The following is a 23,770-nucleotide window of genomic DNA, read 5'->3' as shown; positions in this document are numbered from 1 at the left end:
CTAACCATGAGCTGGGCAAGAGCGGAAACACCCAAGTACGAAAACAGTCACTTTGATCGCTTCTATCATCCTTTAAAAGAAAAACACATTGTAAAGGTGTTTCCTGGGGGGGTGTATTGTAGTCGTAAGACAGATGAAATTATCGCGACAGGTTTGGGGTCATGTATTGCTGCGTGTATGTGGGATAAAGAATCAGAAGTGGGAGGAATGAACCATTTCTTACTGCCTTTTGACAGTAAGTCGCAGTTAAAAACATGGAAGCCAGAAGAAGTTATATCCACTGCCTCTCGCTACGGCAGCTATGCGATGGAAATGCTGATCAATGCACTGATAGAACGGGGAGCGAGGCGAAGCAATCTACAGGTCAAACTGTTTGGAGGTGCACAAATGTTAGGGCGCAACAGCATGGTTGGGGAAAAGAATATCGCGTTCATCCTAAGTTACGTCGAACAAGAAAGCCTTAATGTTGTTGCTCAAGATCTTGGCGGGCTAGAGCCAAGACGAGTGTTGTTTGATCCAATCAGCGGAAAAGCTTGGATTAAGCGTATTCCATTTACTGAAATGCATAACCTACAACATCAAGAAGAAAAATACGCCAGTCAGTTGGATAAAGAAAGTCATCGCCCACATGACGATGACGTGGAGCTGTTCTAATGAAGAAAGTTAAAGTTTTAGTCGTCGATGATTCTCCTGTTTTTAGAGCATTGCTCTCTCAACTCATTAACTCAGATCCAGAGCTACAGGTTGTTGCCATGGCGGAAGATCCATTTCAAGCGAGAGATCTGATTAAGCAACATAACCCCGACGTCATTACTCTAGATATCGAAATGCCAAAAATGAATGGGGTTCAGTTTCTAAAGAATCTCATGCGTTTGAGGCCGATGCCTGTCGTCATGATATCCACCCTCACTCAGCACGGGGCAGAAGCGACACTCGCGGCTTTAGAGCTTGGTGCAGTAGATTATTTTCCCAAGCCTTCGGTCGAAAGCACTGCGGAGATGGTTAATTACAAGCAACTGGTTAACGAAAAGATAAAAATGGCGGCAGGGGCAAATGTAACAGGTAAAGGCTCGGCCGTTGAACCGGAAGTATTACCGACGATTAAAGGTCAAAGTAAAGTTGAAGTGATAGCGATTGGCGCGTCAACCGGAGGAACGGAAGCGGTGAAACAGGTGCTTTCGGCATTGCCCGCAGGGCTCCCCCCCATCATCATTACTCAACATATTAGCGCTATGTTCTCAACCTCCTTTGCTGCACGGCTGAATGAGCATAGCAAGATTAACGTCAAAGAATTGAGTGCGAATAGGGCGCCGTTGGTCAATGGCTGCGCTTATCTCGCTCCTGGAGATAAACACCTCGTTGTTGTACGACGTGGAAATCATCTTTATTGCCAACTGGATGACCGACCGGCGGTGAATCGCCACAAACCTTCGGTTGACGTTATGTTTGATGCGGTTGCAGAAACCGTTGGCAAAAATGCAATCGGCGTCATTCTTACTGGTATGGGGAAGGACGGAGCACAAGGAATGCTTCGTATGAAACAAGCGGGTGGCAAAACCATCGCGCAAGATCAAGCCTCTTCGGTTGTTTGGGGGATGCCCCGTGTGGCGGTGGAGATGGATGCTGCTCTATCTGTTCTCGACCTGAAGAAAGTCCCCAAACAGATATGTCAATTTTTGTCTCCTGATGAGTAGTCAGGTGACATACAACCTCAAGGAAGACCGATGAAAGCTAAAACAAGCAATATAAAAACTCGATACTTCATCGCAATTGGATCACAAGTTGTGCTCTTGTCTATCGCTATGAGTATGTCTACCTCTATCGCTCATGTAGCATTGACTGTACTCGCCGCTGCAATTCCATGGTTTGTATTGCCTAAGCGAGTGACAAGTGAAGTGCCATCTAAAAAAGCCAGTGAAAAGGCTCTTTCGCCTGGCAGCACTCCACCTAGCGAAATCTCTCCGATGCTGAACTTAATTTCTCAGCAACTAACCGACCCGCTTGATCACCAACGAAGTGTGGTCGATGAATCCGTAGAGACGCTCAACGAAAGCTATTTTGAGCTGCAAAAGCTAGCTGAGGGACAAAGTCAGATCACATCAGAGCTTGTAGATAACCTGCTCGGTAACCGTGATCATGAAAGCGACATAAGCCAAGTGCTACCTAAGACCGAAGCGATTATTCGTCAATTTGTCGATACCTTAGTCAATGTTTCCGAAAAAAGTATCTCGGCAGTGCACAGTATCCATGATATGTCGGACAAACTAGATTCGGTATTTAAGCTATTGGCTCAGGTTAGAGGTTTGTCCGAACAGACGAACCTTCTGGCACTTAATGCAGCGATTGAGGCTGCGCGTGCTGGTGAGGCTGGACGAGGATTTGCGGTCGTCGCACAAGAGGTACGTAATCTTTCACACAAAGCGAAAGAGCTCAACGATGAAATTGAAGCGGAAATCAATGTGGCGCAACAGACAGTGCAAGAGGCAAACAAGACGGTAGGTGAGATGGCTTCTATTGATATGACAGAAGCGATTGAATCGAAAGACAAGGTTGATGAGATGCTCCGCGGTGTCCAAGAAGTGAATATTTCAGTGGAGCAAGAAGTACAGAAGATACGTTCAAGTGGGGATCGATTACATACCCAGGTTGATAATGGTATTCGAGCGCTACAGTTTGCTGACATCATCGTTCAGCAGGGGGATTACGCTAAGCAGTCCGTCGCCTATCTGCAAGAGTTCATCAACCTTTGCGAGCAATGGACTCGTCAAGATATCGATCAGCAAGATTTTGCCGAAGCAGTCGTAGCACTTCAATCTCAGGTTGAAAGTCGAGGGGCGCCAGCCGCATCGCAAGAAAGCATTGAAGAAGGGGAAGTCGAGCTTTTCTAACCATTAACATACGTTAATTACATAAGGTCAAAGGGGAAGAGTATGTCAGTAGAAACAGTGATTGATTCCGCAACCAAGCATGTCACCATTTTGATTGAAGGTGCGTTTGGATTTAATTTGGTTCAAGAGTTTCGTCGTTGCTATAACGATCGCCAAGAGTTTCGTTTCACAATTGATCTCAGAAAGGTTGATTACATAGATAGTGCGGGCCTTGGTATGTTGCTCAATATGCACAACTACCTAGGCCAGGAAGATGGCATGATTCGAATAACCAATACCTTGCCACAGGTGAGAAAGATTTTAACCATTTCTCGCTTCGATAAGAAGTTTGCCATTGAGTAATAACTCGGAGGTTAGTTATGCATGTAATGATCGTTGATGATCACGCGACCAATCGAGAACTATGCCGATTCATGCTCAATCATCTAGCTGAAACTGTCACTACGTTTGAAAACGGTGAAGGGGTGGTAGAGGCTATGAAAGAGATGGACAATTTGCCCGACGTTATCCTGCTAGACGTAATGATGCCGATTAAAGATGGTTTCACTACAGCGGAAGAAATTAAGCATGCGTTTTCTGATGTTCATATTCCCATTATTTTTCTCACGGTACTTGATGACCATGTCTCGTTTGAACGCTGTCTAACCGTCGGAGATGACTTTATTCTTAAGCCGGTTGAACGAAGTGTTTTGATCGCTAAGGTGCAAGCGCATTGCCGAATCGTTAAAATGCATAACGAAGTAAAAGAACAACGCGATGAACTGAGCCAATTCCGTGAGCAAGTCAGTTATGACTACGCCATTGCAGAATCTATCTTCTCCAATCTAATGCATGAGATGAGTTCGCAGGTTAAAAACATCTATGGCATTAACTATTTATCTACTCCTTCAACGGTGTTTAATGGCGACTTGATTGTTGTTGCGAATCGTCCTCATGGTGGTGTGTATGTCATGATTGCCGATGCAACAGGGCATGGATTGCCCGCAGCAATTTCTGCGATTCCCGCGACTCGAGCATTTTTTTCTATGGCAGCCAAAGGGCTCTCACTCGGTGAAATAGCAAGAGAGATTAACGATGTATTGGTTCGTTTCTTACCTATGGGGATGATGCTAGCAGCCAGTATCTTTGAAGTCCGTGCAAATGGATTCGAAGTCTCTTGGTGGGGAGGGGGGTTACCTGACGGATACTTAATTGATAATGATGGCACTATTGTCAGAAGATTAACCTCCACTCATATGCCACTGGGGGTGCTACAAACCCACGAGTTTGAATCTGATTTACTTCACTTCAAACTGGAGCCCGACCAACAAATCATTTGCTACACTGACGGTGTTATAGAAGCGACCAATGAGTCTGGAGAGCAGTTTGGCCAAGAGCGCCTTGAAGCCTCATTTACCTGTCAGCAGTCAGTGATTCCCGTTCTTTACGAATCCGTACGTCAGTTTGCCGATGAATCTGTGGGTGATGATTTATCGATACTGACCATGAAGTTTCCTATTTTAAACGGCAACAACCAAGATGTTCCTATTGAACCCATTCAATACAACAAAATTCCTTGTAACTCTACGCTTCGGCTAGATGGTAGCGTGTTGCGCCAAGTGACAGTCATGACCGAAGTACGAAAGTTTTTAGCAGGCATTTTAATCAGTGGCGCTCACTTAGACTTGGTTTGTTCTGTACTTTCCGAGCTGTTTGCCAATGCTATTGATCATGGTTTACTCAAGCTTGATTCCTCAATTAAAGAGCAACCTGATGGCTTCTTTCTGTTCTATCAAATGAAAGAAGAAAAAATAAAACAGATTGATGACGATGCTTGGATTGAGCTCGGAGTTAACTACGATCCTAAGCAGCAAAAAGTGACGCTTGATCTTGAGCACAATGGAGAGGGGTTCAATTACGAGAGGGCCCACAACTCGTCAGGGCAAAACCAAACTCACGGTCGAGGCATTATTCTTGCTTCTGAATTATGTGATTCGTTGGAGTATTCCAAACAAGGCTGTCGTGTTACCGCTGTGTACTCTATAGGTGCTGCTCATCACTTTCCGAGCTCTAGCTAACGTTATTTACAGTGTAAAAACGCCTTCTAGTGATGTACGCCTTAATTTGTCACACACTTGATACAGTTGGGGGAATAACTTCTATACACTCAAGTAAGGACGTACATAGGGCAGAATGGCATGTGGAACAAGTTTGTCGCTTTTTCTGAAGACAAGGAACAGGTTGTCGCGAAGTTATCACCGGATATTACAGTGGATAATAACTTCGACACCAGAGGGTTAAATGATGCATTGGCAGCGATCGGTGCTGATGAGTACAAGCTACTTGATGATGAAGTCGCTCGATTTATCAATCTCGCCAAAGAGATGAAGAGTGAAGCTTATATCGGGATTTCGATTGCTGAAGTGCAAGATGCGACGGTTGAAGTGGTGCTTTCTGAGCATGACATGTTGGCGAGTATGGTTGTGGTTGGTGCCTACAAAGGCAAGCCACTTCGTGGACCGCAAATTGTGCAAGCTCTTGCACAGGCGCATGTTACCAAAGGCATTAACAAGCTTGCGTTGAAAAAAGTTTTGGTAATGAGTCATCAGTTAAAGGCAGGGGAAACCTTTACTCAGCCAGTTGCTAAAGGTAAAAACCCTGTCCAAGGTGTCGATGCTAAGTTCGTTCCTCTTGTCGAAGATCCAACCAAACAAGTTCTTGCCCCCAAAGCCTCTGATGAAGACGGCAAAGTGGATATGCTTAATCTTGGTGAAACCATTACCGTTTCTGAAAATGACCCTTTAATGAAAAGAGTTCCGGCGACAAAAGGCAAGCCTGGCATTACGGTACAAGGGAAAATTATTCCGCCTAAACCGGGCAATGACTCTGTACTTAAAGCGGGTAAAGGAACCAAAGTATCGCCTGATAATCCCAACCTATTGGTCGCAGAAGTTTCCGGTATGCCCGTGTTAAAGGAAAAGAGTGTCGATGTGGAAGACGCGCTTTGTTTGCCAACGATAGGTGTATCAACTGGGCATGTTAAATTTAAAGGCAATGTGGTGGTATTTGGCAATATTGAGTCCGACATGGTTGTCCGTACCACGGGGTCACTGACTGTCGGTGGCTTTATTGAGTCTGCTGACGTTCAGGCGCAAGGCGACATAGAGGTTGCGAAAGGTATTATTGGCCACAACGTCTCTGAGGATGAGAAGAAAAGCTGTGTGGTGAAATCGGGCGGTTCAATTACAGCCAATTACGCGCAGTTTAGCGAATTGCAAGCGGCCACGGATATTCACCTTGCCGTGCACTGTATGAATAATGAAGTACGATGCGGACACAATTTAGTGGTATGTGACGCCAATGAAAGGCAAGGAACACTTAGCGGTGGTAGCGCAAAAGTCGGCGACAAAGTAACTTGTGTAAATCTTGGGGTTGAGGGCGACACCGCCACTCATGTGCATGCCTTTGCTCGCTTCCAAATGTTTAAAGACAAGCAAGCTAAGTTGAAAGAGCAGTACACCCAAGCTCAAGAAGCAACCATGGATATGGTTCGTAAAGAGTTGGAGTTAAAGAAAATTCCTAAATCAGAGCGAACTCCAGAACAAGAAGAGAAACTCGAAGCGGACAAGAGCGATGCCAATGCTCACCTAGAAAAAGTCAAACACGCTCGTGATACTCATGAGCAGGAGTTAGAAGTGGCATTAGAAGAATCTATCATTGAAGTGAAAGGCAAGGTCTATACTCACGTAACGGTTCAATTTGGCGAAGAGAAAGTCACGACCAAGCGAGTTCATGGGCCGAGTACCTTTAACTTCAATCAGTTTGAAATTAAGTTCTCCTCAATGTTAGAGGAAGAAGATGTCGGGCAAGATGTCTAAATAGCTTCAATGTTTCTCATAAAACAATTCCACCCGCAAGCATCTTGCGGGTGGAATTGTTTTAACAATAGGCTCATACCTGACAGTGAATTTAGGCGCCGACTAATACTTCTTAGCGAGTACTACCAGTGAGCCAATATTTACATTACGATTAGAATACCGTGTTGAGTATTTCACCAAGCGCCTTGTAGGAAAGCGAAGTCTGGCCAATGGTGTAGTTTTCTTGCATATGTTGCTGACGCATCGCGTCATCAAACAGATAGCTTTCGGTCTGCTTTGCTGCACTGTCGATACGTGTTGGACACACTTGAGCTAGATTATTGGCATCCCAGCTTAGTTCTTCTCCTAGATCTATGATGTGGAAGCCAAAGTGTTCAATATCTGTCTTGTATACTGGGTAGCGATAAACGACTTGCGGAACATTAGCGATCAAGCCTTCAAGGAATTGGTTCCCCCAACCTTCAAGCCAGCTTGGGTAGGTTACAATATCAGCGTGGACATAAGCATCCCACAATGAGTAGGTTTTGATGCCGTTTTTGCTACCACGCGAGTGCTCGATGCGATGGTTAATATCAAGCAAAGTCACATTCATCTGGTCTGCTTTCGCTTTGAGTTTATCGTAGTATTCATCTTCTTCATTCATACCTGCAAGAACAAGAATGATTTGGCTATCGGGCTGAATTTGTTGCCCATTATAGAGAGTTCTACCGATCCAGTCAGGGAGCTTTTGGTTTAGTGCCGCAATGAGATCAATGGCGAGCTCTATGCCTTTACGCGCAACAATCCGTGTGGCTTGCAGGATAACAATGTCCTGATCTCGAATGCCAAACTCACTTCTAAGATCTTGACTGTAGTCATCGATCTTCCAGTCTGAATGGTCAAAGTCGAATACATTGGGTACAACAGTCGACTCATAGCCTGTCGCATTTTTTAATGATTCCTTAGCTAACTTGTTGATGACGCAGTGCTTGTCTTGCGGGCGTTGTGGAGGAAAGTGCTTGTCGAGTATCTGCTGAATACTTGGGTAGCAAGGCTGACTAAATTTCTCACGTTCCCAATGAAAATCGTGGTGGTGATTGACTACTTTAACCCCGGTATTCTCGATTGCTTTTTCTAGACCAATTGCGGCGGCTAAACTGTGCCCAACAGCGAAGATGTTGTTGGGTACAATCACATCGATATTGAGCTTTTCTATGATTGCAGTGGCTTGAGACGCGATCTCTTCAGCTTGAGAGTGAATGGCTTCAAGCAGAGACTGTTCTGTTTCGAAATATTTAGGTGCAATGAACGCATCTTGAGTAATCTTGGCATTTAGTTCGTCTTCATAGCGCAGAGCGTTGATGCATTCTGCTTCAACACTGCCAGAACTGCCTGCCATGTAAAAGACTTGATGTCCTTGTTGCTCGAGCGCCCATTTCCATTTATCCATCTCAAGTGAAACGCCGTCTGTTTCGCCGACACGGTAGTGAGTTAACAAAATTCTCATAACTTATAGTTCCATAACAACTGTAGAGTAAAGGTTTAAACCTTGTTCATCGTTCCCCGGAGCATTTCGGCTTCCTGCGGCAACGCGATTTAAAATATCCATTGAAACATTGCCGCTTTGAACCTCGACCGCGTATGCTTTCATTGCTGAACCACCATCGATTGAGATGGCATTTCGTATTGTTTCACCGTCGAAGAAATTGATGTCTGATTGCGCTAAGCGACTCACAAGGTTTGCGACATCAACAATGTTTACTCCGACGCTCATTTCGTGCCGTCCATCAAACAGCAGATAACCCACATGGTTGTCAGTTTCAATGAACAAACCACCAGGTTCACGGATGATAGCGTCAAAGTTATTGGTTTCTTTTCCCGTGCGTGACAGAGCTGCGTCAGTGTTTGCGACTTCATCTAGGGCTTTTTCTGCTTGCTGGGCACTAAATTGAGCTCCGGTTGGAACAATACTTTGTCCATCAATGACCGAGGGCACCAACCCGCCTAGAATCTGGGCATATTCTGAGAAATCGCAAGAGCGTGAGTAAGGAATCACGGAAACAGGGGTTCTAGCTGGCAATCCGTTTGGGTAGAGTTGGTTAAACTGTTCAGTTTTAAGTGACAACACGGCACCAAAAGAAGGCAATGGACATTCGTCACACCAAACTTTGACCACTTGCTCATACGGCTTTTGTCCTTCCCCCTGATTACTAATGAAGATATTGACGCGATCTTTAACGGCCAGCATAGGGGCGAAGGCTTCCAGCGAGCCCTGGTATTCATAGGGATAGTTTGGATTAAACAGGGCTACGTCAAGTTGTTCAACTTGGTCCATCGGTGGGTTAATCTTGTCTGCTTTGATAGTGCGGCCCGCGATGGTAATGTCGTAAGCGTAGTTGCGAATATTAGGTAGAACCTTGACTTCACCGCTATGTTTAATGCCAATTGCAGCACTGTGTGCACTGTCAAAGCCTGCCGTTTCAATGTTGCCTTGTGCGTCGGCAAAGTAGTAAAAGCCTAAATAGGAAAGTATCTCTGGTAACTGATGTTCAGGATCAGAATATCGATGCTGATGTGACCATCTATGAGCGCCGACGTTAAGGTCTCGAGTCATGAAGTAGCCTAGGTTACCGACTAAACCGCGAAATGAAGGACCTGCATCGAGTCTATCTCTTAAGTTAGCCAGTTGGTTACCAGTAAAATGATAGCCAACATGAGTCTTTTTCAGGTTCTTTTGTTTTGCCCACGCTAGAGTGACAGACGTACTTGCTAGCGGTTTAGGTAACTCAATAGGGGTATAATCATCCACGCTAGGAAGTGAGTCTGGCTCGAAATGTGGCATTTCAAAATGGATGCGTTTTAATTCAATTTCTGGATGTGATTTTTTGGTCGCGCTAAATCTAGCTTTTAAATCAGTTTCAAAAGTCGTTTCAGTATTAGGGTGAAGTGGATTGCCAAGTGGTCCTTGGGCCACTTTGAACCCAGCTATTGGGATTGAATTAAAGTAAGCTCCGGCAGCGATGGTTTGTGGAACCCAATGCTGTTTTGTTAGCTTTTGGTCGCATTTTGACGAATTTTGCTTAGTTTTTGGGCTATGTGTCTGATTTTTCATGGGTGCTTTATATAATTGGGAACAGGTTTTTGTAGGGTGCGACTAACCGCACCCATATGAGTTTATGATGCAGAATAGGCCAGCTGGTATAGAGGTATCATCGCGGCACCAGTAGCGGCCATTTTGTCGCCAGAGAGTGTCGCTGGTGTAATGTTGGGCATAACTTCTTCATCTTCGAGATAGTTCTTTAGCGAATTAATGCTCGCATTATGCAGGTCTTTAACCAACTGAGAGGGAAGGAGTCCGCCGACAATGATCTCTTCCGGGTCGCAGATGGCGCGAATGGCTTGCAGTGCAGAAACCAACTGTTGCTGAGCATTCTTTTTCCACTCGATGACTTTTTCTGGGTTCTTGGCTAGCAAGGTTGATAAAATTTCTTCACGGTGTGGGCTTGGATCTGACATACCCAGGTAGTCATACAAACACGACAAAGATGGACGATTATTGCGGTCGGGAAACAACTTACCGATACGACCGGCGTTCCCGCCTGCACCACGATAGGTTTGGCCATTGAAGAAGTGGCCACCACCAATACCATAACCTAGATAGAGATAGAAAAAGTTGGCATGGCGAGCACGTTTAGAACGCACTGATTCCCCCAGCGCTGCTGCGTTGCCATCGTTGTCTATCCAGCATGGGCAATTAAATTGTTGCCCAATACGTTTTGGTATATCGATCTCTTCCCATTTTTTAAGGTGTGGTGGCATCGTAATGTTATTGCTACCTTGAACAAAGTTACAGCTGGTAGTCATCCCAATTCCAATCAGCTTAGCAAACTCTTCTTCAAACGCTTTTGAAGTCACTTTAAGCAAGTCAGAAAGCTCATCGATGGCCGATTCTGGATCAGAAAAAATACCGCGTATAGCACGTGAAAAGACACTTTCACCTGTGAAATCGACCAGCTCGATACTTATTTTTTCAAGCTCAATATTGATACCTAGGCTGTAAGCGGCGTTGGGGTTTATTCCCAACTCAATTCCGGGCTGTCCACGTGATCCTTTTTGTTTCCCGGTGACTATGATCAGCTCGTCATCGAGCATCTTCTTGGTTATTTTTGTTATCGCTGCTGGTGTCAGACCACTTTTCTCAGCGATTGCTGCACGTGTTGTGGGTGCGTTGCGATGGATTATCGATAGTATTTGACGCTGTGTATCGGAGCCAAAATCAATCACATTCAATCCTTAACCGTTTAGGTTTAATTTCTTGTTATTCATCCATTGGCTAACCACACAAACTCTACGCATCTTGTTGGTTAGACTGTTATTGGACACTACTATTTGATTAATCACCTGAGGTTTCTTATTCAAGTTATTAATCAAATAGGCTCGATCGAAACCGAGCCTGAATTATTACATTAATACGTTCTCTACAAACGCTTTTTTCGCTTCAGTTGCGTATTCTGATGTAAAGAACTCAGAGCTGTATGAACGTTGCGTACTATCGACTAGTGCGTTGGAGTCATCTGCATCTGGGTGTTGAGGAGCTGCTCCGAACACTGTGTTTAGACCTGTCTGAGCCTGTGCTGAAGTAATCCAGTGAATGAATACTGCAGCCGCCGCTTTATTCTTAGCATTCTTTGGAATCATGATGATGTTACCACCACCTGGCATACCAAATTCTGGAATATAGAATTTAATGCGTTGCGTGATTGCGCCATCTTTTTGCAAACCGGCTAAATGATCTTCCCATGCTGGTGCCATGGCGATTTCGCCATCGTTGATACGTGTCAGGCTGTCAGCGTTAGATGCGGTGATGATAATGTTGTCTTTTTGCTCTTCAAACCACTGCCAAGTTTTGGACCATTGCGTCATCGCTGACTTGTCCATGGTGCTTTGGAAGTAAGTATCGTTGCTGCCAGATACATGGTAGATAGCACGTTGAATAAACGCATTGCCTGCACCACCTTTATTCGGATCGTTAACACCAAACTGCTCTGGATGTTTTTCAATCCATTGAGTTAACTGATCAAAAGATTGCGGTAGCGACTTTTCATCAACACGCATTGGGTCGTAGGCAAAACCGGTCTGGTTACCCCAAAACGCGTAAGCATACCCTTGGGTGTCGACTCCGACTAAGTTGGTGCGTAATTTATCGCTACCAGGGATAATATCAGTGAGTGGGCCATAGACGACGTTGCTTTGAATCATCATTGGCAGTTTGACGGTGTCCAATGCCATCACGTCAATGGTTCCCTGATCTTTGCGTGCTTCAGCGAGTAGTTTGTTGCGGTTACCTGCTTCATTTCCCTCAGGTACACGCACCTTAATGCCATACTCTTTCTCGAATGAACGGAAAAACTTACGGAATTCTGGTTGAAGGTACCAAATGTAGGCGTTGACCATTTTTTCTTTTTTGGCTTGTTCTACGATTTGATCCCAAGTCATGGTGTTTAGGTCATAAGCAAAAGTGTTCGTCGATAGACTGGCAGTTGTTGCTATGGCAGCGGTAAGAAGGAGTTTTTTCATTGTTGTGTCTCTTTATAATTTTCTGTTATAGGGGTACAGCTTGTTATGATTTAGGCTTTGCCTGTGGATTCTGCGAGGTAGTTACCTTTAAGCAGACGTTCAATAATCAGCATTAGAATGACATTTGGAATCACCAGTATCAGAGAAACCACCGCCGCATTCGGGCGAATAAATGAATAGCCCAGATAAGAGTAAAGAATGGTTGGCACGGTGACGTAGTCTGGTGAGCCAAGCACAAATGCAATATTGAACTCTTCAATACTGATGACTAAGCAGAAGATCAGTGATGCCAGTAACCCGGGTTTTAGCATCGGTAGGTAGGCATTTTTGAACGTAGTCCATGAGTTTCCCCCCAAATCTCGGCTAGCATCGATTAAGTCTTGTGGCACGCTCTTAAAACTCGCCGACAAAATGCGGATAGCATATGGTAGGGCTAGGACAGTATGACCAACGACGATACCTATGTATGCGTTGGAGAAATCCAGAGCAATCAACATTGAGCTGAAGAACACACCAATTATCATACCCGGCATCACAAGAGGTAGTAGCGTGATCACTTCTGCAATTCGTTTGCCTCTGAATTCAATACGGCCAAAGGCGTACGCAGTGGGCAAAGCCAAGAGAACGGTAAGGATTGCCACAGCAGGAGCAATGGTATAACTGTTTTGTAGCGCTTCTACCAGCCCCGAGTTTTCCCACATGTCTGTCCAACGGCCAAATGACAGTACTTGAGGTAATACATCTGGATAGCTCCATGGATGCTCTGGGTCGACTAAAGACCATAACAAAGCCATGATGAAAGGAACGCCGAGCCAAAAGAAGTTTACTGCGATAAATAGACCGATAGCGATTTTGTTGATCAGCTTTCCATTTTTGGTTTTCACTTTTGGAGTGCTCCCGCTTGGTAGAGCTTTTGATACCAAAGAAGTCATTATTTCAATCTCCCTTTCTTATAAGCAAGTGGCGCGGTTAACAGAGAGATAGCAAGCGCTGCGATAACAGCCGTTACCATAATGATCACGGCGATAACTGCACCTTTATTCCATTCCATAAACTCTGTAGAGGTAATGTGCATGAGCATTGACAGTGAGTAAGTGTTTTTCGGCCCGGCGATAGAGTAGAACGAGTAGTCGCCTAAGGCGCCAATGAAGATTAAGATCAACGAGACCTGAAGTGATGGAATCGAAATGGGAAAGATGATGCCTTTAAATCGGCTCCATGCAGAAGCTCCTAGGTCTGAAGCGGCATCCAATACATCATTTCGGATAGAGTTGACCGCCCCTGCCAGCAAGATCATGGCAAATGGCAGCTGCTTCCACACTTGTAGCATGATTACACCCCAGCCAAAATCGTCGTTTTGCATTCGGATGGGTTTGTCAGTGATACCTAGACCCATGAAAATTTGGTTAACGATACCGTGGTAAGAAATGACGTTTACCAAGAGAAATGCTGCAACTAGACCTGGGATAAACATTGGTGCTCTAAGAACCCCAGTGATTGTTGTTGACCCTGGAAACGGTTTGCGCAACCAAAGTACTAACGGGTAGGCCATTGCTACGGCGCCAAGCGCACCGATTACGGAAACCTTAATTGAGTAAATCAGCGACTTATGTAGTTTTGCGTCGCTGAGAGCTTCTTGCCAGAATGAGAGTGAAAAGCCACTTTCCCCCATCATATTGTGAAACCCCAGGCTTTGAGAGATCACCATATAGAAGGTTGACCCCATCAAAAGCATGATAGTGCCGACACCGGGAAGCAGCATCAGCCAAACTTTCCAGCTGGTGAGATTGTTGTTCATGCTGTGACCTCTTCTAAGAAGCGGATACCTGTTCTTGGAATCGAAAAGTTTAGTGATTGGTTGTCGAATACAGGTTTCTTTGGTAACTGAATGCGAACCTCGATAGTCGAGTCTTGCTCAGGTTGTACAACCAAATCTGTCACATTACCCATAAATGCCATTTTTTGTACATTGGCAGCAAAGCTGTTCTCACAACTGCTGGTGGCGACGGATGCGTCTTCTGGTCGCCAACAAACATAAACGTACTCACTCTTTGGCTGCTCACTAGACTCGACAACAAATTGACCTAGCTCGGTATCGATTTGGTAGGTGTTATCTTGAGCGAGTGGTTTTACCTGCGCAGGCATGATGTTTGCGGCTCCGATAAAGTCTGCGACAAATCGGCTCGCCGGACGATAGTAAATATCTTCTGGAGTACCTATTTGTTCGATTCGTCCTTTATTCAACACGACAATCTTATCTGACATTGCTAGTGCTTCTGCTTGATCATGAGTGACGTAGATGGCGGTTAGGTTATAGCGCTTTTGCAGCTCTCGAATCTCAAAACGTACCGATTCACGTAATTTAGCGTCGAGGTTAGACAAAGGTTCATCAAATAGAATCACTGCCGGTCTGGTTACCATGGCGCGAGCGAGCGCAACACGTTGTTGTTGTCCACCAGAAAGTTCGCTTGGCATCTTGTGAGCGTGTTCATCGAGATCTACTTGAGATACCGCTTCTTCAACACGTCGCACCTGTTCGTTCTTAGTCACTTTTTTCTGTTGCAAACCAAATGCAATGTTATGGTCGACGCTTAAGTGTGGGAACAGTGCGTATGACTGGAAACACATAGCGGTATTGCGCTTCTCTGGGGAGAGATTGTTAACGACTTCATCACCAATAACGATTTCACCAGAGTCTGGGGAGTGAAAGCCACCGATCATTTTGAGCAGTGTAGTCTTGCCACAACCGGATGGGCCAAGAAGGGTGACCATTTCCCCTTCTTCTGCAACAAAACTGATGTCTTTTGACGCTACAAAGTCGCCAAAGTTTTTACAGATATTTTTTAGTTCTAGTCGTGACATTCGATTGCCTTTTATTGTCGAAGTTTGTCTTTTGTCAAAGCGTAGAGTAGGGCACTAACATGACAAATATATTAACTTGGTTAATTTAATGTTTTTGTGAAAGTGTTCACGGCTTGAGCTTTGTTAGAGGTTTTCTTAATAAAAGATAATGAAAGTGTGATCTTGTTTGTGGAAATGATGAGGTTTTATTAAGGTCGTTAATTTAAGTAACAAATAAGATAGAGCTGCCCAATTGGCAGCTCTGAAAAAGGGATTAGTTCGAGTTTAGAAGTGCTAAAAGCTGCTCGGTTTTGTCTTTCAACAATTGAGTACATGCCCTTGTTTCGACATTTAAGCGAACGACAGGTTCGGTATTAGAAGTTCTTAAATTGAACCGCCAGTCGGAGAACTCCATACTAATACCATCGGTGTGATCAACCGTTAATGCATCTGTCTCAAAGATAGATTTAATGCGCTGAAGTGTCGATTCGGGAGCGGCTAATCTGCAGTTAATTTCACCCGAGGAAGGAAACGCTGCAATACGCTCAGCCACCAAGTTCGACAGTGTTTCGCCTTTCAAACACAATAATTCGCTGACCAGTAACCAAGGTATCATACCGCTATCGCAGTAACCAAAGTCTCGAAAATAGTGATGGGCGCTCATCTCTCCACCATAAATGGCATCTTCACAACGCATACGCTCTTTGATGAACGCGTGACCAGTTTTAGACATGATGGCATTGCCACCATTGCGCTCAATTATATCTATGCTATTCCACGTTAGGCGTGGGTCGTGGATGATCTTAGCCCCTGGATTTTTGACGAGAAACGCTTCAGCGAGCAGACCTACAATGTAATACCCTTCGACGAACTGGCCTCGTTCGTCAAATAGGAAGCAGCGGTCAAAATCACCATCCCAGGCGATTCCCAAATCTGCATTATGTGCCAAAACGGCTTCGGAGGTATCTTTGCGGTTTTCCGGTAACAAAGGATTAGGGATTCCGTTAGGGAAGCGACAGTCAGGCTCGTGGTGAAGTTTAATCAATTCTATTGGAACACCGAGTTGTAAAAAGCGCTGTTCGAGTGCATCAACTACATGCCCTGCGGCACCATTACCAGAGTTAACAACTAACTTAAGTGGTGTGATGTTTTTGAGGTCAACGTAGTTAAGCAAGTGCTCGGTGTATTCAGCAAGATGAGAGGTTACTCGGTAGTTGCCTTTACAGGCCGGCTCAGTAAACAGGCCTTGTTCAGCTAGAGATTGAATTTCCTTTAGACCGCTCTCGCCACTAATGGGTTTCGCTCCTTCCCTTACTAGCTTTAATCCGTTGTAATCTATGGGGTTGTGACTCGCGGTAATCTCTACGCCGCCATCAACATCCATAACTTGCGCATAGTAGTAGATTTCTTCAGTACCTGTTAACCCAAGGTCTATGACATCGACCCCAGCATCCATTAACCCTTCTGCTAGCGCTTGTTTTAGAGGTATCGATGTTGCTCTGGCATCACCTCCCACAACGACGCTACGTGCGTTGAGATATTGACCAAAAGCGCGGCCAATCCGATAGACGATATCGTGATTAAGCTCTTGTTCCAATTTGCCACGAATATCATAGGCCTTAAAACAGGTTAGTTCTTTCATTTGCTACCCTTATGCATTGCTTGTCATTAATTGACTTTCTTTTTAAATCAATGAATTAGAAGTTTATGGGAGTTTAACTTGAAGGTCTTCCCTCTGCCTATCTCACATTTTTACTTCTTTGTTTAAATTAACTTAACTAATTTAATTTAATCGCGATAGTATAGAGCGGAAATTTTGTGGAGAAACACGTATGAACTATGCACCAGCCGTAGGAATAAAATTCAACCATGATGGCACGGTAAGGCAATTTCCTGGCAATACTTTTATTTGCCATATCGACCAATCTTCTGAACTCATCACTTTGCTTGAATGGGCTCAAAATGAGCTTAAGCAAATGCAGTGTGGGACTAAATTTTCGTTCTTGCCGATATCGTCAATGCATATGACGGTATTTGAAGGGGTTTGTGATCAAGTGCGGTTGCCAGAAAAATGGACTACTAAACTGCCGTTAGATACACCTCTGGCTCATACGACCGATCTATTTGCCACTGAGGTTAGCCAGATTGGTGCGCATTCTGGTTTCGAAATGGAGTTTGACTATGTATACAACTGCCCAACAGGTGGTACTTCGATTCGCTTGAAGCCAGCGACAGAATCGTCGCGACAAGCACTAGCTAATTGCAGAAAGAGGTTGAGAACATCGACAGGCATTAACATGCCAGAGTTCGATTCGTATCATTTTCATATCACATTGAGTTATCGAATTCTGGAACTTGAGCAGGGCGAGAAACAGGAGTTGCAGCAGACTTCGGAGCGTATTGAAGAACGTTTTCAGCATGAGTTTGGACGACTTAAAAATGGAGCCGTCGAGTTCTGTCGCTTCGACAACATGTTTAAGTTTGAAACACTACTGACTCTGTCTTAATTGGCGGAACTATCTGATATTGAGTGAGGTCTGTAATGCCTTTATATAAACTGGAAAACGTCATACAGAACTATGCCTGGGGCAGTAAAAATTCGCTTCGAGAGTTATTTTGTATAGATAACCCCAATAATGTTCCGCAAGCTGAGGTTTGGATGGGCGCGCATCCGGGAGGCTGTTCGAAAATTGCTGGGTCAGGCCACCTTTTGTCTGATTACATTGAGAAAAATCGAAAGGACGCTCTTGGTGATTATACTTCGGTTCGATTTGGAGAGCTTCCATATCTATTTAAGGTGCTTGCGGCAGAAACCCCACTCTCTATTCAGGTGCATCCTAATAAGCGTAAATCTGAAATAGGTTTTGCTCGAGAAAATGCTCAAGGTATTGCGCTAGGTGCGGCAAATCGAAATTATAAAGATCCCAACCATAAACCAGAGCTTGTATACGCACTGACTTTCTATAAAGCAATCAACGGCTTTCGTCCGATTGAGCATATAGTAGAACTGTTCCAGCAAACCGGGATAGCTACCTTCAATGATGAGGTTTCACGACTAAAAAGTAATCAGACGAGCCAAGGACTGAGGTCATTCTTTACTTCGGTGATGTCGGTGAGTGACGAACGTAAAGCGAAAGCGCTCAGAGAATTGTATCGTGCGATTGAGCGTCCTGCTCGAACCGCTATGTGTCGAGAAGCGCTATCATACTGCGCGGATTTCAAAACCTACTATGACGGAGACATTGGTTTATTTGCTCCTCTAATGCTCAATACCGTCGAGCTCGAACCTGGTGAGGCTATGTTTCTTGACGCGGAGACTCCCCATGCCTATGTGGAAGGTACAGGGCTTGAGGTCATGGCAAATTCAGACAATGTTTTACGCGCGGGGCTAACTCGCAAACACATTGATATCGCTGAACTGATCGACAATACCAAATTCGAACCGATCAAGCCTGAAGAGGTCAAGTTAATCCCAGTTAAGAAGCAAGGTAAGATTACCTATCCTATCGCAGTGGATGATTTTTGTTTTGATATTCTATATTCAGAGCAAACGCCAAGCCACCAGTACGTTCGCAGCGCCGAGATCGTATTTTGTGTCGAAGGAGAAATGACACTTTCTACCGACGACACACAGATACGATTGGAACCAGGTGAGTCTGTATTTATCCCTCATGACTCCATAATGTATCATTACCAAGGTATGGGAACCCTTGCTCGAGTATACAATTAGTCAAATGAAACTATGTTTTTACATAGGTGAGCAGCTTGAACCCTAGTTACTCATTAGTGGCATTGAGTTTATCGATGCTGCTCAAGGAGCTTACCCACCGCATGTTTACTGGTCTTGCTGATTTTCTGCATAAGCTCAAAGGAAGGCTGGTGGATACCTTGCTGTTCGAGATCTTCAAGCATTATCATCCATAACTTTGCTGTCATTTGAGAGTCGGCTAAAGCGCGGTGAAACACGCCATCATTATCAATGTTCTTAAAACGCACCAAGTCACCCAGTTTATGGCTTGGTGCTTCCTGATTAAGCCTGCGAGAAACCAATAGTGAACAGGCAAAATGGCCTTGGTAGGAAAGGCCAATACGTTCTAGCTCTCCGTCCAAAAAGCGTTTATCGAACGAAGCGTTATGTGCGACAAGGTTGTCGTCAGCGATAAAGTCACAGAATTCTGCCATTACCTCCTCACAGCTTGGCGCATGGGCTAGCATATTATTGGTAATGCCCGTATACCCCTCAATAAAGGAACTGACTCGAAACCCAGGATTCATCAGTTGCTGAAAGGTATCCACTACTTCGCCGTTAACGAGTTTTACTGCACCTATTTCAATGGCGCGATCGCCCATATTTGGTGATAAGCCAGTAGTCTCAAAATCGAGGACAATAACGGAATTTGCTGATGACATAAAAGGTTCCAAAGGGTAAATATGAGGTGAGTAAATAAGCGAGAGTTTAGCTAAATCATCGCGTTGATGAAGATGCTTGAGCAGCGAGCCAGATTATAAGTTCCTTAAACCTGTCGGTAAAGGTGCCGCCCACCGCTAACGTGGTATGTACTAAGGCTTGAGTGTGCTTTGCCATTCACTGAGTAGTTTTATGTGCTCAGGGCCTATTCCACAGCAGCCTCCGATGATCGTCGCTCCACTCTCAAACCACGCCTTGCTGTATTCAAGATAATCTTGTGGTGTTAGCTCTCTCATCGCTTGAATGGTGTCATTGGCTTCATGTTCATCACCGATTGGGGTGAAGTTGTTGGCGTAGACGCCAATCTCGATTGAGCTCCCTAGCTCATTAAGAACTTGTTTCGCTTCGGTCACCGCGTTAACCATGACCTCGGGTACTGAGCAATTAAAAAAGATGCCGCTGCCACCAGCTATACAAGCGCGTGTTGTTGCCTCTCGCACCGATTGACCAGAGCGCAATTGAGCAGTCTTAGTGGTATCCGCAAGAGTAAAAGCGTAATAGCTTGCTTTATCTGTCTGAGATAGAACCGATACAATAGCGTTGAGTTCTTCCAAACTTGAGATGGTTTCCGCTAGCCAGATATCTACGTATTTATCTTGTGCCTGATAGAGTAGGTTAAAGATCTGCTTTGCCTCTGCTGGACGAAACAAATCTGGTCGGTAGCTGCCAAAGGCGGGTGGTAGAGCGCCTGCCACTTGTACTGCATGTGATGCTTTGTCAGCTGATAGTCTGGCTATTTTGGCTGCTTTCGCAGCGAGATTCGCTCCTTTAGCGTTGAACAGCTCTTGCCCAAGATGAAATGGAACACAGGCGTAACTGTTAGTGGTAATGATTTGAGCGCCAGCATCTATGAAGTTGGTGTGGGCCAGCTCTACGCATTGCGGTGACTCAATCAGTGCCTGAGCACTCCAGAGAGGCTGAGAAAAAGGCGCACCCATTCGCTTGAGCTCGCGTCCCATTCCTCCATCTAAAATAGTCAGTCTTTTCATTATGTCGATATTTGTTGCTGTGACTCTTCGTTGATAGTTAACCATCTTGGTTTAGAGATCAATGACCAAATTCATCGACAACAAGTCTGTCATGGCGTCTTAGTTTGAGGAGTTAGCGCTTCTGTATCATAAAGACGCTAGCGGTTTTCAGACTGCTTCAAGATGGCGAAATGTTCACAGTGATTGAATGTGGCAAATGCTTGAAGCTCTTCGTCTAATGCGGTTAGAAATGCCGCTTTATCCTTTATTGAAGGCTCGGTGAACAGGTGGAGTACGTTTAGTACAGACTTCTTCTTATCAACCTTGCAGTCTGCCCGTGCGACTAATTTGCCATCCCATAAAATAGGTAAACAGAAGTAGCCAAACTGCCTTTTAGCTTGGGGGACGTAGCATTCAATCAGATAGTCAAAGTTGAATACGGCGTTGGCACGTTTTCTTTGAATAAGCAGATTATCAAACGGAGAGAGTATCTTTGCTCGTTTGCGATTGATGCGTTTGTCGAGCAACTGAAGTGCTTCGCTTTCTACCACATACTCGCCTTCACCTATTTTTATCTGCTCAACTTCTCCACTCTCTATTAATTCATGTAGCGCTTGCTTCACATGCTGTTTGACGTCTTTAAGCTGATAGGTCATCTCCGCGAGAGTACCAAAGCTGTGCGCTTTCAAGTAACTCATGACAAGAAATCGTGCGTGTTCTTGAGGCGTTGGCATGGAAGTATCGACGCTAGTGGGTAACACGCGTGAAGTTAAGTCATAGACTTTGTGAAACCCTCTTCGCTCAGCAATCATTAGATCGCCCTGCATGTATAGGTTTTCTAAGGCTTGCTTAGTCGGCTTGGTATGCCACCCATCCGTTTTATGGGCTTTTGACTCAAAGTCTTTTGCCATCAGTGGGCCTTCGGACTCGATGCGCTTAAGAACATCGCTCATCAATTGACGGTCATTGCAGTACCAGTGTTTTTGCTGACCGGATTTGATCGCTGCCTTTCGCGGTAAACTGTAGCGAAAGTTGCTCATAGGTAGATAAGCGGCGGCGTGAGACCAGTATTCAAAGACTTTGCGGTCAGCGACAAGCTGATCAAGGTGCTTGGGTTGATAGCTTGGGTTACGACTCCAAAGTGTATGGTGATGGGCTCTTTGAACAACGGAAATCGTATCTATCTGCACATACCCTAGTTGCTCGAAAGCGTTGAGTGTTTTGCTATAAGCACTGCCTTTTGACTTTCCTACGGGAAGCCCTTGGGCGATGAGGGCAAGTTTTTGTGCTTGAGATAGAGAGAGTGACTTCATGTTGTGATGTTTTTCCCTTGTTGCTCCATGGACTGCACCGCATTAAAGCCGCGCAAGATATTCCCTAGGGTAATCACCGCAAAAATCACGATAACAATCGATAAATGCCATGCCTGACTTAAACCAAGTTGAACCAGCGCCATACTGACAATCGAAGAAACGATCATTTGCCCACCCCCAGACATTGCTGCTGCCGCTCCTGCCTGTTTTTTGTATGGTTGCATGACCATAGCTTGGGCACAAGGGAGCGCAATCCCGTTTCCGAGAATCATCAGCAATTGGCCGATCATCATATAAAGAGGTTCAAGGGGACAAATGAAAAACCACAGTGCGGAGCTTAAATGCAGTATCGGCGTAAATAGCAGTAATTTTTTGCTGCCAATCATAGGTCTGACACGATTGCAGATACTGGTACCGGTAATCATCCCCAGTGCGGGAATGATCGCCCATAGTGCGTATTCGTCTGATGTCATGCCGATCTGGTCTTGCATGATAAAAGGCATGATGGAGACAGTGGTAATCATCAGACTAAAGTTAAGCCAACCTATGCTGGCAAAACTCATGAAATAGCGCGATGTCAGTAACTGTTTATATTGCTGAACCATCTGTTTTGGTGACGGAATCTTGTTGGTCGCTGAGAGCGTTTCATCAAATCTGAAAGCGAGTAGTCCCCAGGCTATAGCGACGTAACCTAGCAAAGAAACGAACACCATCGTCCAACCAAAATGGTAGTTAATAAAACCACCGATAACAGGAGCAACCAATGGAGTAATGGAAGCGGCCATGGCGATGTAGGATAGGGCGACAGGTAACTGGGCACCACTGTATCTGTCTCTGGTTGATGCTCTAGCGAGTACTGCGCAGCAGCCCGTACCTAACCCTTGCAGAAAGCGCCCTAACACCATGCCATTAAAGGAGTCTTTCAACACAATGATCACCAGCAGACCTGAAAGGGCGATCAGTAACCCGGTAAGCAGAACTTTTTTACGCCCCAGAGCATCGGAAATTGGACCGTAGATAAATTGTGAGGGGCCAAAGCCTAGTAAGTACACACTAACTAAAAGCTGTGCTTGGTCGAGCGAGATAGAAAAATCTTTCGCGATCCATGGCAGTGATGGGAAAACCAACCCCATGCTGAGCTGACCAATACTGATGATTAAACACGCCAGTAAGATGGTTCGAAACTGAATAGGTTTACTACTCATTACACCTCACCAGACGGATCGCTATGATGACCACGACGGCGTAAACAACCTTCTTGGTCGAGCTTGTTAAGTTTTGCTTTGACCCGTTTGACGGTGGATAGGCTGACATCGCAGGCAGTGGCGACACTTTGCATCGTCTCGCCTTCAAGAAGCAAAGACTTGATCTGCTGATGCTTGTGTTTGTCGGCAGGCCGACCACGAAACTTCTCTTTCCAGCGCTCGGGATCTCCCTTTAACTCTTCTCGACCTAACTCAGCAGCAAATAGCCGATGCTGGATTTGAACTTTCGCGTAACCAGACAGCAAGCTGAGCATTGATTGAGTGTGAGTGCAGCCGCTTTGCAGAGTTAATGGTTCGCACAGGGTTTTGATGGTTAGCCCTTTATCAAGCAGTGTTTCTAGCGTGTTTTTGGCCTGAGAAAAATCGCGGCCAAAAACCGTTAACCACCAGATGTATAGGGTGTCGCCGGGCTTGACCTTTTCAAGTAACAGCTTGAAACCAGGGCGCTCCGGTGGCGGTACATTCCCCTGGACTTTGTCTTCAATGTGTTCACTCTCTGCAGCAGCACTTTGCAGCAACTCTAGGTGTTCAGCGTAGGCTCGGTTCTTAGGAGAAAAACGCGTGTAGATGTAAGTGGCCATAATAATCGCATTGGTTCATTTGATGTAATGGCT

21 protein-coding genes are annotated in these 23,770 nt (G+C 45.1%); 8 read left to right on the top strand and 13 right to left on the bottom strand.

Annotation, left to right across the window (positions count from 1 at the left end; all coding sequences use genetic code 11):
• The first annotated feature begins 6 nt into the window (after positions 1-6).
• The 6 genes from AC6R00_RS07485 (at position 7) to AC6R00_RS07460 (ending at position 6,745) form a co-directional block, all read left to right on the top strand.
• On the top strand, positions 7-654 hold the full coding sequence (locus AC6R00_RS07485) for a chemotaxis protein CheD (RefSeq protein WP_500639894.1): 648 nt from the start codon (positions 7-9) through the stop codon (positions 652-654).
• The gene (locus AC6R00_RS07480) at positions 654-1,694 is read left to right on the top strand and encodes a protein-glutamate methylesterase/protein-glutamine glutaminase (protein ID WP_500639893.1); all 1,041 of its coding nucleotides are present in this window, start codon (positions 654-656) and stop codon (positions 1,692-1,694) included. Before AC6R00_RS07485 ends, AC6R00_RS07480 begins: the two co-directional genes overlap by 1 nt.
• A gap of 30 nt (positions 1,695-1,724) precedes the next feature.
• A complete protein-coding gene (locus AC6R00_RS07475; RefSeq protein WP_500639892.1) occupies positions 1,725-2,888 on the top strand; it encodes a methyl-accepting chemotaxis protein in 1,164 nt (387 codons plus the stop codon).
• A gap of 42 nt (positions 2,889-2,930) precedes the next feature.
• Complete coding sequence (locus AC6R00_RS07470) at positions 2,931-3,230, top strand: STAS domain-containing protein (protein WP_004746336.1); 300 nt, start codon at positions 2,931-2,933, stop codon at positions 3,228-3,230.
• A gap of 17 nt (positions 3,231-3,247) precedes the next feature.
• Entirely contained in the window at positions 3,248-4,945 is a 1,698-nt protein-coding gene (locus tag AC6R00_RS07465; protein ID WP_500639891.1) for an ATP-binding SpoIIE family protein phosphatase, read from the top strand.
• A gap of 120 nt (positions 4,946-5,065) precedes the next feature.
• Complete coding sequence (locus AC6R00_RS07460; RefSeq protein WP_500639890.1) at positions 5,066-6,745, top strand: flagellar assembly protein A; 1,680 nt, start codon at positions 5,066-5,068, stop codon at positions 6,743-6,745.
• Between the two features lie 151 nt (positions 6,746-6,896).
• On the opposite strand, the gene AC6R00_RS07455 is transcribed toward AC6R00_RS07460, so the two are convergent.
• The 8 genes from AC6R00_RS07455 to AC6R00_RS07420 all read right to left on the bottom strand — a co-directional run bounded on the left by AC6R00_RS07455 (position 6,897) and on the right by AC6R00_RS07420 (position 16,784).
• Positions 6,897-8,231, bottom strand: a complete 1,335-nt coding sequence (locus tag AC6R00_RS07455) for a glycosyltransferase (RefSeq protein ID WP_500639889.1) — start codon at positions 8,229-8,231, stop codon at positions 6,897-6,899.
• A 3-nt stretch (positions 8,232-8,234) separates the two neighbouring features.
• On the bottom strand, positions 8,235-9,836 hold the full coding sequence (locus tag AC6R00_RS07450) for a hypothetical protein (protein WP_500639888.1): 1,602 nt from the start codon (positions 9,834-9,836) through the stop codon (positions 8,235-8,237).
• A gap of 62 nt (positions 9,837-9,898) precedes the next feature.
• Positions 9,899-11,008, bottom strand: coding sequence for an ROK family transcriptional regulator (locus AC6R00_RS07445; protein ID WP_500639887.1), 1,110 nt, complete (start codon positions 11,006-11,008; stop codon positions 9,899-9,901).
• A gap of 177 nt (positions 11,009-11,185) precedes the next feature.
• Positions 11,186-12,301, bottom strand: a complete 1,116-nt coding sequence (locus tag AC6R00_RS07440) for an extracellular solute-binding protein (RefSeq protein WP_500639886.1) — start codon at positions 12,299-12,301, stop codon at positions 11,186-11,188.
• Between the two features lie 50 nt (positions 12,302-12,351).
• Entirely contained in the window at positions 12,352-13,233 is an 882-nt protein-coding gene (locus AC6R00_RS07435; RefSeq protein ID WP_500639885.1) for an ABC transporter permease, read from the bottom strand.
• On the bottom strand, positions 13,233-14,099 hold the full coding sequence (locus AC6R00_RS07430; RefSeq protein WP_500639884.1) for an ABC transporter permease: 867 nt from the start codon (positions 14,097-14,099) through the stop codon (positions 13,233-13,235). The genes AC6R00_RS07435 and AC6R00_RS07430 overlap by 1 nt, the downstream gene beginning before the upstream one ends.
• Positions 14,096-15,163, bottom strand: coding sequence for an ABC transporter ATP-binding protein (locus AC6R00_RS07425; RefSeq protein WP_500639883.1), 1,068 nt, complete (start codon positions 15,161-15,163; stop codon positions 14,096-14,098). The genes AC6R00_RS07430 and AC6R00_RS07425 overlap by 4 nt, the downstream gene beginning before the upstream one ends.
• A gap of 253 nt (positions 15,164-15,416) precedes the next feature.
• On the bottom strand, positions 15,417-16,784 hold the full coding sequence (locus AC6R00_RS07420; RefSeq protein WP_500639882.1) for a phosphohexomutase domain-containing protein: 1,368 nt from the start codon (positions 16,782-16,784) through the stop codon (positions 15,417-15,419).
• Positions 16,785-16,974: 190 nt separating this feature from the next.
• On the opposite strand from AC6R00_RS07420, the gene AC6R00_RS07415 reads away from it, so the two are divergent.
• Both AC6R00_RS07415 and manA read left to right on the top strand, forming a co-directional pair.
• Complete coding sequence (locus AC6R00_RS07415; protein ID WP_500639881.1) at positions 16,975-17,649, top strand: DUF1868 domain-containing protein; 675 nt, start codon at positions 16,975-16,977, stop codon at positions 17,647-17,649.
• 35 nt (positions 17,650-17,684) lie between these two features.
• A complete protein-coding gene (gene manA / locus AC6R00_RS07410; RefSeq protein ID WP_500639880.1) occupies positions 17,685-18,872 on the top strand; it encodes a mannose-6-phosphate isomerase, class I in 1,188 nt (395 codons plus the stop codon).
• A gap of 68 nt (positions 18,873-18,940) precedes the next feature.
• Here manA and AC6R00_RS07405 read toward each other — a convergent pair whose 3' ends face one another.
• The 5 genes from AC6R00_RS07405 to AC6R00_RS07385 form a co-directional block, all read right to left on the bottom strand.
• Positions 18,941-19,552, bottom strand: a complete 612-nt coding sequence (locus AC6R00_RS07405) for a 3'-5' exonuclease (RefSeq protein WP_500639879.1) — start codon at positions 19,550-19,552, stop codon at positions 18,941-18,943.
• A gap of 150 nt (positions 19,553-19,702) precedes the next feature.
• Positions 19,703-20,599, bottom strand: coding sequence for a homocysteine S-methyltransferase family protein (locus AC6R00_RS07400; RefSeq protein ID WP_500639878.1), 897 nt, complete (start codon positions 20,597-20,599; stop codon positions 19,703-19,705).
• Between the two features lie 137 nt (positions 20,600-20,736).
• Positions 20,737-21,891, bottom strand: a complete 1,155-nt coding sequence (locus AC6R00_RS07395) for a winged helix-turn-helix domain-containing protein (RefSeq protein WP_500639877.1) — start codon at positions 21,889-21,891, stop codon at positions 20,737-20,739.
• Positions 21,888-23,096: a multidrug effflux MFS transporter gene (locus tag AC6R00_RS07390; RefSeq protein ID WP_500639876.1), complete on the bottom strand. Its 1,209-nt coding sequence runs from the start codon at positions 23,094-23,096 to the stop codon at positions 21,888-21,890. The genes AC6R00_RS07395 and AC6R00_RS07390 overlap by 4 nt, the downstream gene beginning before the upstream one ends.
• On the bottom strand, positions 23,096-23,737 hold the full coding sequence (locus tag AC6R00_RS07385) for a recombinase family protein (RefSeq protein WP_500639875.1): 642 nt from the start codon (positions 23,735-23,737) through the stop codon (positions 23,096-23,098). Before AC6R00_RS07385 ends, AC6R00_RS07390 begins: the two co-directional genes overlap by 1 nt.
• Positions 23,738-23,770: the final 33 nt, after the last annotated feature.

The organism is Vibrio sp. R10-SF1-ISO8 (assembly GCF_059833805.1).
This window is presented reverse-complemented; position numbering and strand designations above follow the sequence as displayed.

Bases quoted from the DNA above. Each gene is read 5' to 3' on its own strand.
- AC6R00_RS07485 (WP_500639894.1), top strand. From the start codon at position 7: ATGAGCTGGGCAAGAGCGGAAACACCCAAGTACGAAAACAGTCACTTT.
- AC6R00_RS07480 (WP_500639893.1), top strand. From the start codon at position 654: ATGAAGAAAGTTAAAGTTTTAGTCGTCGATGATTCTCCTGTTTTTAGA.
- AC6R00_RS07475 (WP_500639892.1), top strand. From the start codon at position 1,725: ATGAAAGCTAAAACAAGCAATATAAAAACTCGATACTTCATCGCAATT.
- AC6R00_RS07470 (WP_004746336.1), top strand. From the start codon at position 2,931: ATGTCAGTAGAAACAGTGATTGATTCCGCAACCAAGCATGTCACCATT.
- AC6R00_RS07465 (WP_500639891.1), top strand. From the start codon at position 3,248: ATGCATGTAATGATCGTTGATGATCACGCGACCAATCGAGAACTATGC.
- AC6R00_RS07460 (WP_500639890.1), top strand. From the start codon at position 5,066: ATGTGGAACAAGTTTGTCGCTTTTTCTGAAGACAAGGAACAGGTTGTC.
- AC6R00_RS07455 (WP_500639889.1), bottom strand. From the start codon at position 8,231: ATGAGAATTTTGTTAACTCACTACCGTGTCGGCGAAACAGACGGCGTT.
- AC6R00_RS07450 (WP_500639888.1), bottom strand. From the start codon at position 9,836: ATGAAAAATCAGACACATAGCCCAAAAACTAAGCAAAATTCGTCAAAA.
- AC6R00_RS07440 (WP_500639886.1), bottom strand. From the start codon at position 12,301: ATGAAAAAACTCCTTCTTACCGCTGCCATAGCAACAACTGCCAGTCTA.
- AC6R00_RS07435 (WP_500639885.1), bottom strand. From the start codon at position 13,233: ATGACTTCTTTGGTATCAAAAGCTCTACCAAGCGGGAGCACTCCAAAA.
- AC6R00_RS07430 (WP_500639884.1), bottom strand. From the start codon at position 14,099: ATGAACAACAATCTCACCAGCTGGAAAGTTTGGCTGATGCTGCTTCCC.
- AC6R00_RS07425 (WP_500639883.1), bottom strand. From the start codon at position 15,163: ATGTCACGACTAGAACTAAAAAATATCTGTAAAAACTTTGGCGACTTT.
- AC6R00_RS07420 (WP_500639882.1), bottom strand. From the start codon at position 16,784: ATGAAAGAACTAACCTGTTTTAAGGCCTATGATATTCGTGGCAAATTG.
- AC6R00_RS07415 (WP_500639881.1), top strand. From the start codon at position 16,975: ATGAACTATGCACCAGCCGTAGGAATAAAATTCAACCATGATGGCACG.
- manA (WP_500639880.1), top strand. From the start codon at position 17,685: ATGCCTTTATATAAACTGGAAAACGTCATACAGAACTATGCCTGGGGC.
- AC6R00_RS07405 (WP_500639879.1), bottom strand. From the start codon at position 19,552: ATGTCATCAGCAAATTCCGTTATTGTCCTCGATTTTGAGACTACTGGC.
- AC6R00_RS07400 (WP_500639878.1), bottom strand. From the start codon at position 20,599: ATGAAAAGACTGACTATTTTAGATGGAGGAATGGGACGCGAGCTCAAG.
- AC6R00_RS07395 (WP_500639877.1), bottom strand. From the start codon at position 21,891: ATGAAGTCACTCTCTCTATCTCAAGCACAAAAACTTGCCCTCATCGCC.
- AC6R00_RS07390 (WP_500639876.1), bottom strand. From the start codon at position 23,096: ATGAGTAGTAAACCTATTCAGTTTCGAACCATCTTACTGGCGTGTTTA.
- AC6R00_RS07385 (WP_500639875.1), bottom strand. From the start codon at position 23,737: ATGGCCACTTACATCTACACGCGTTTTTCTCCTAAGAACCGAGCCTAC.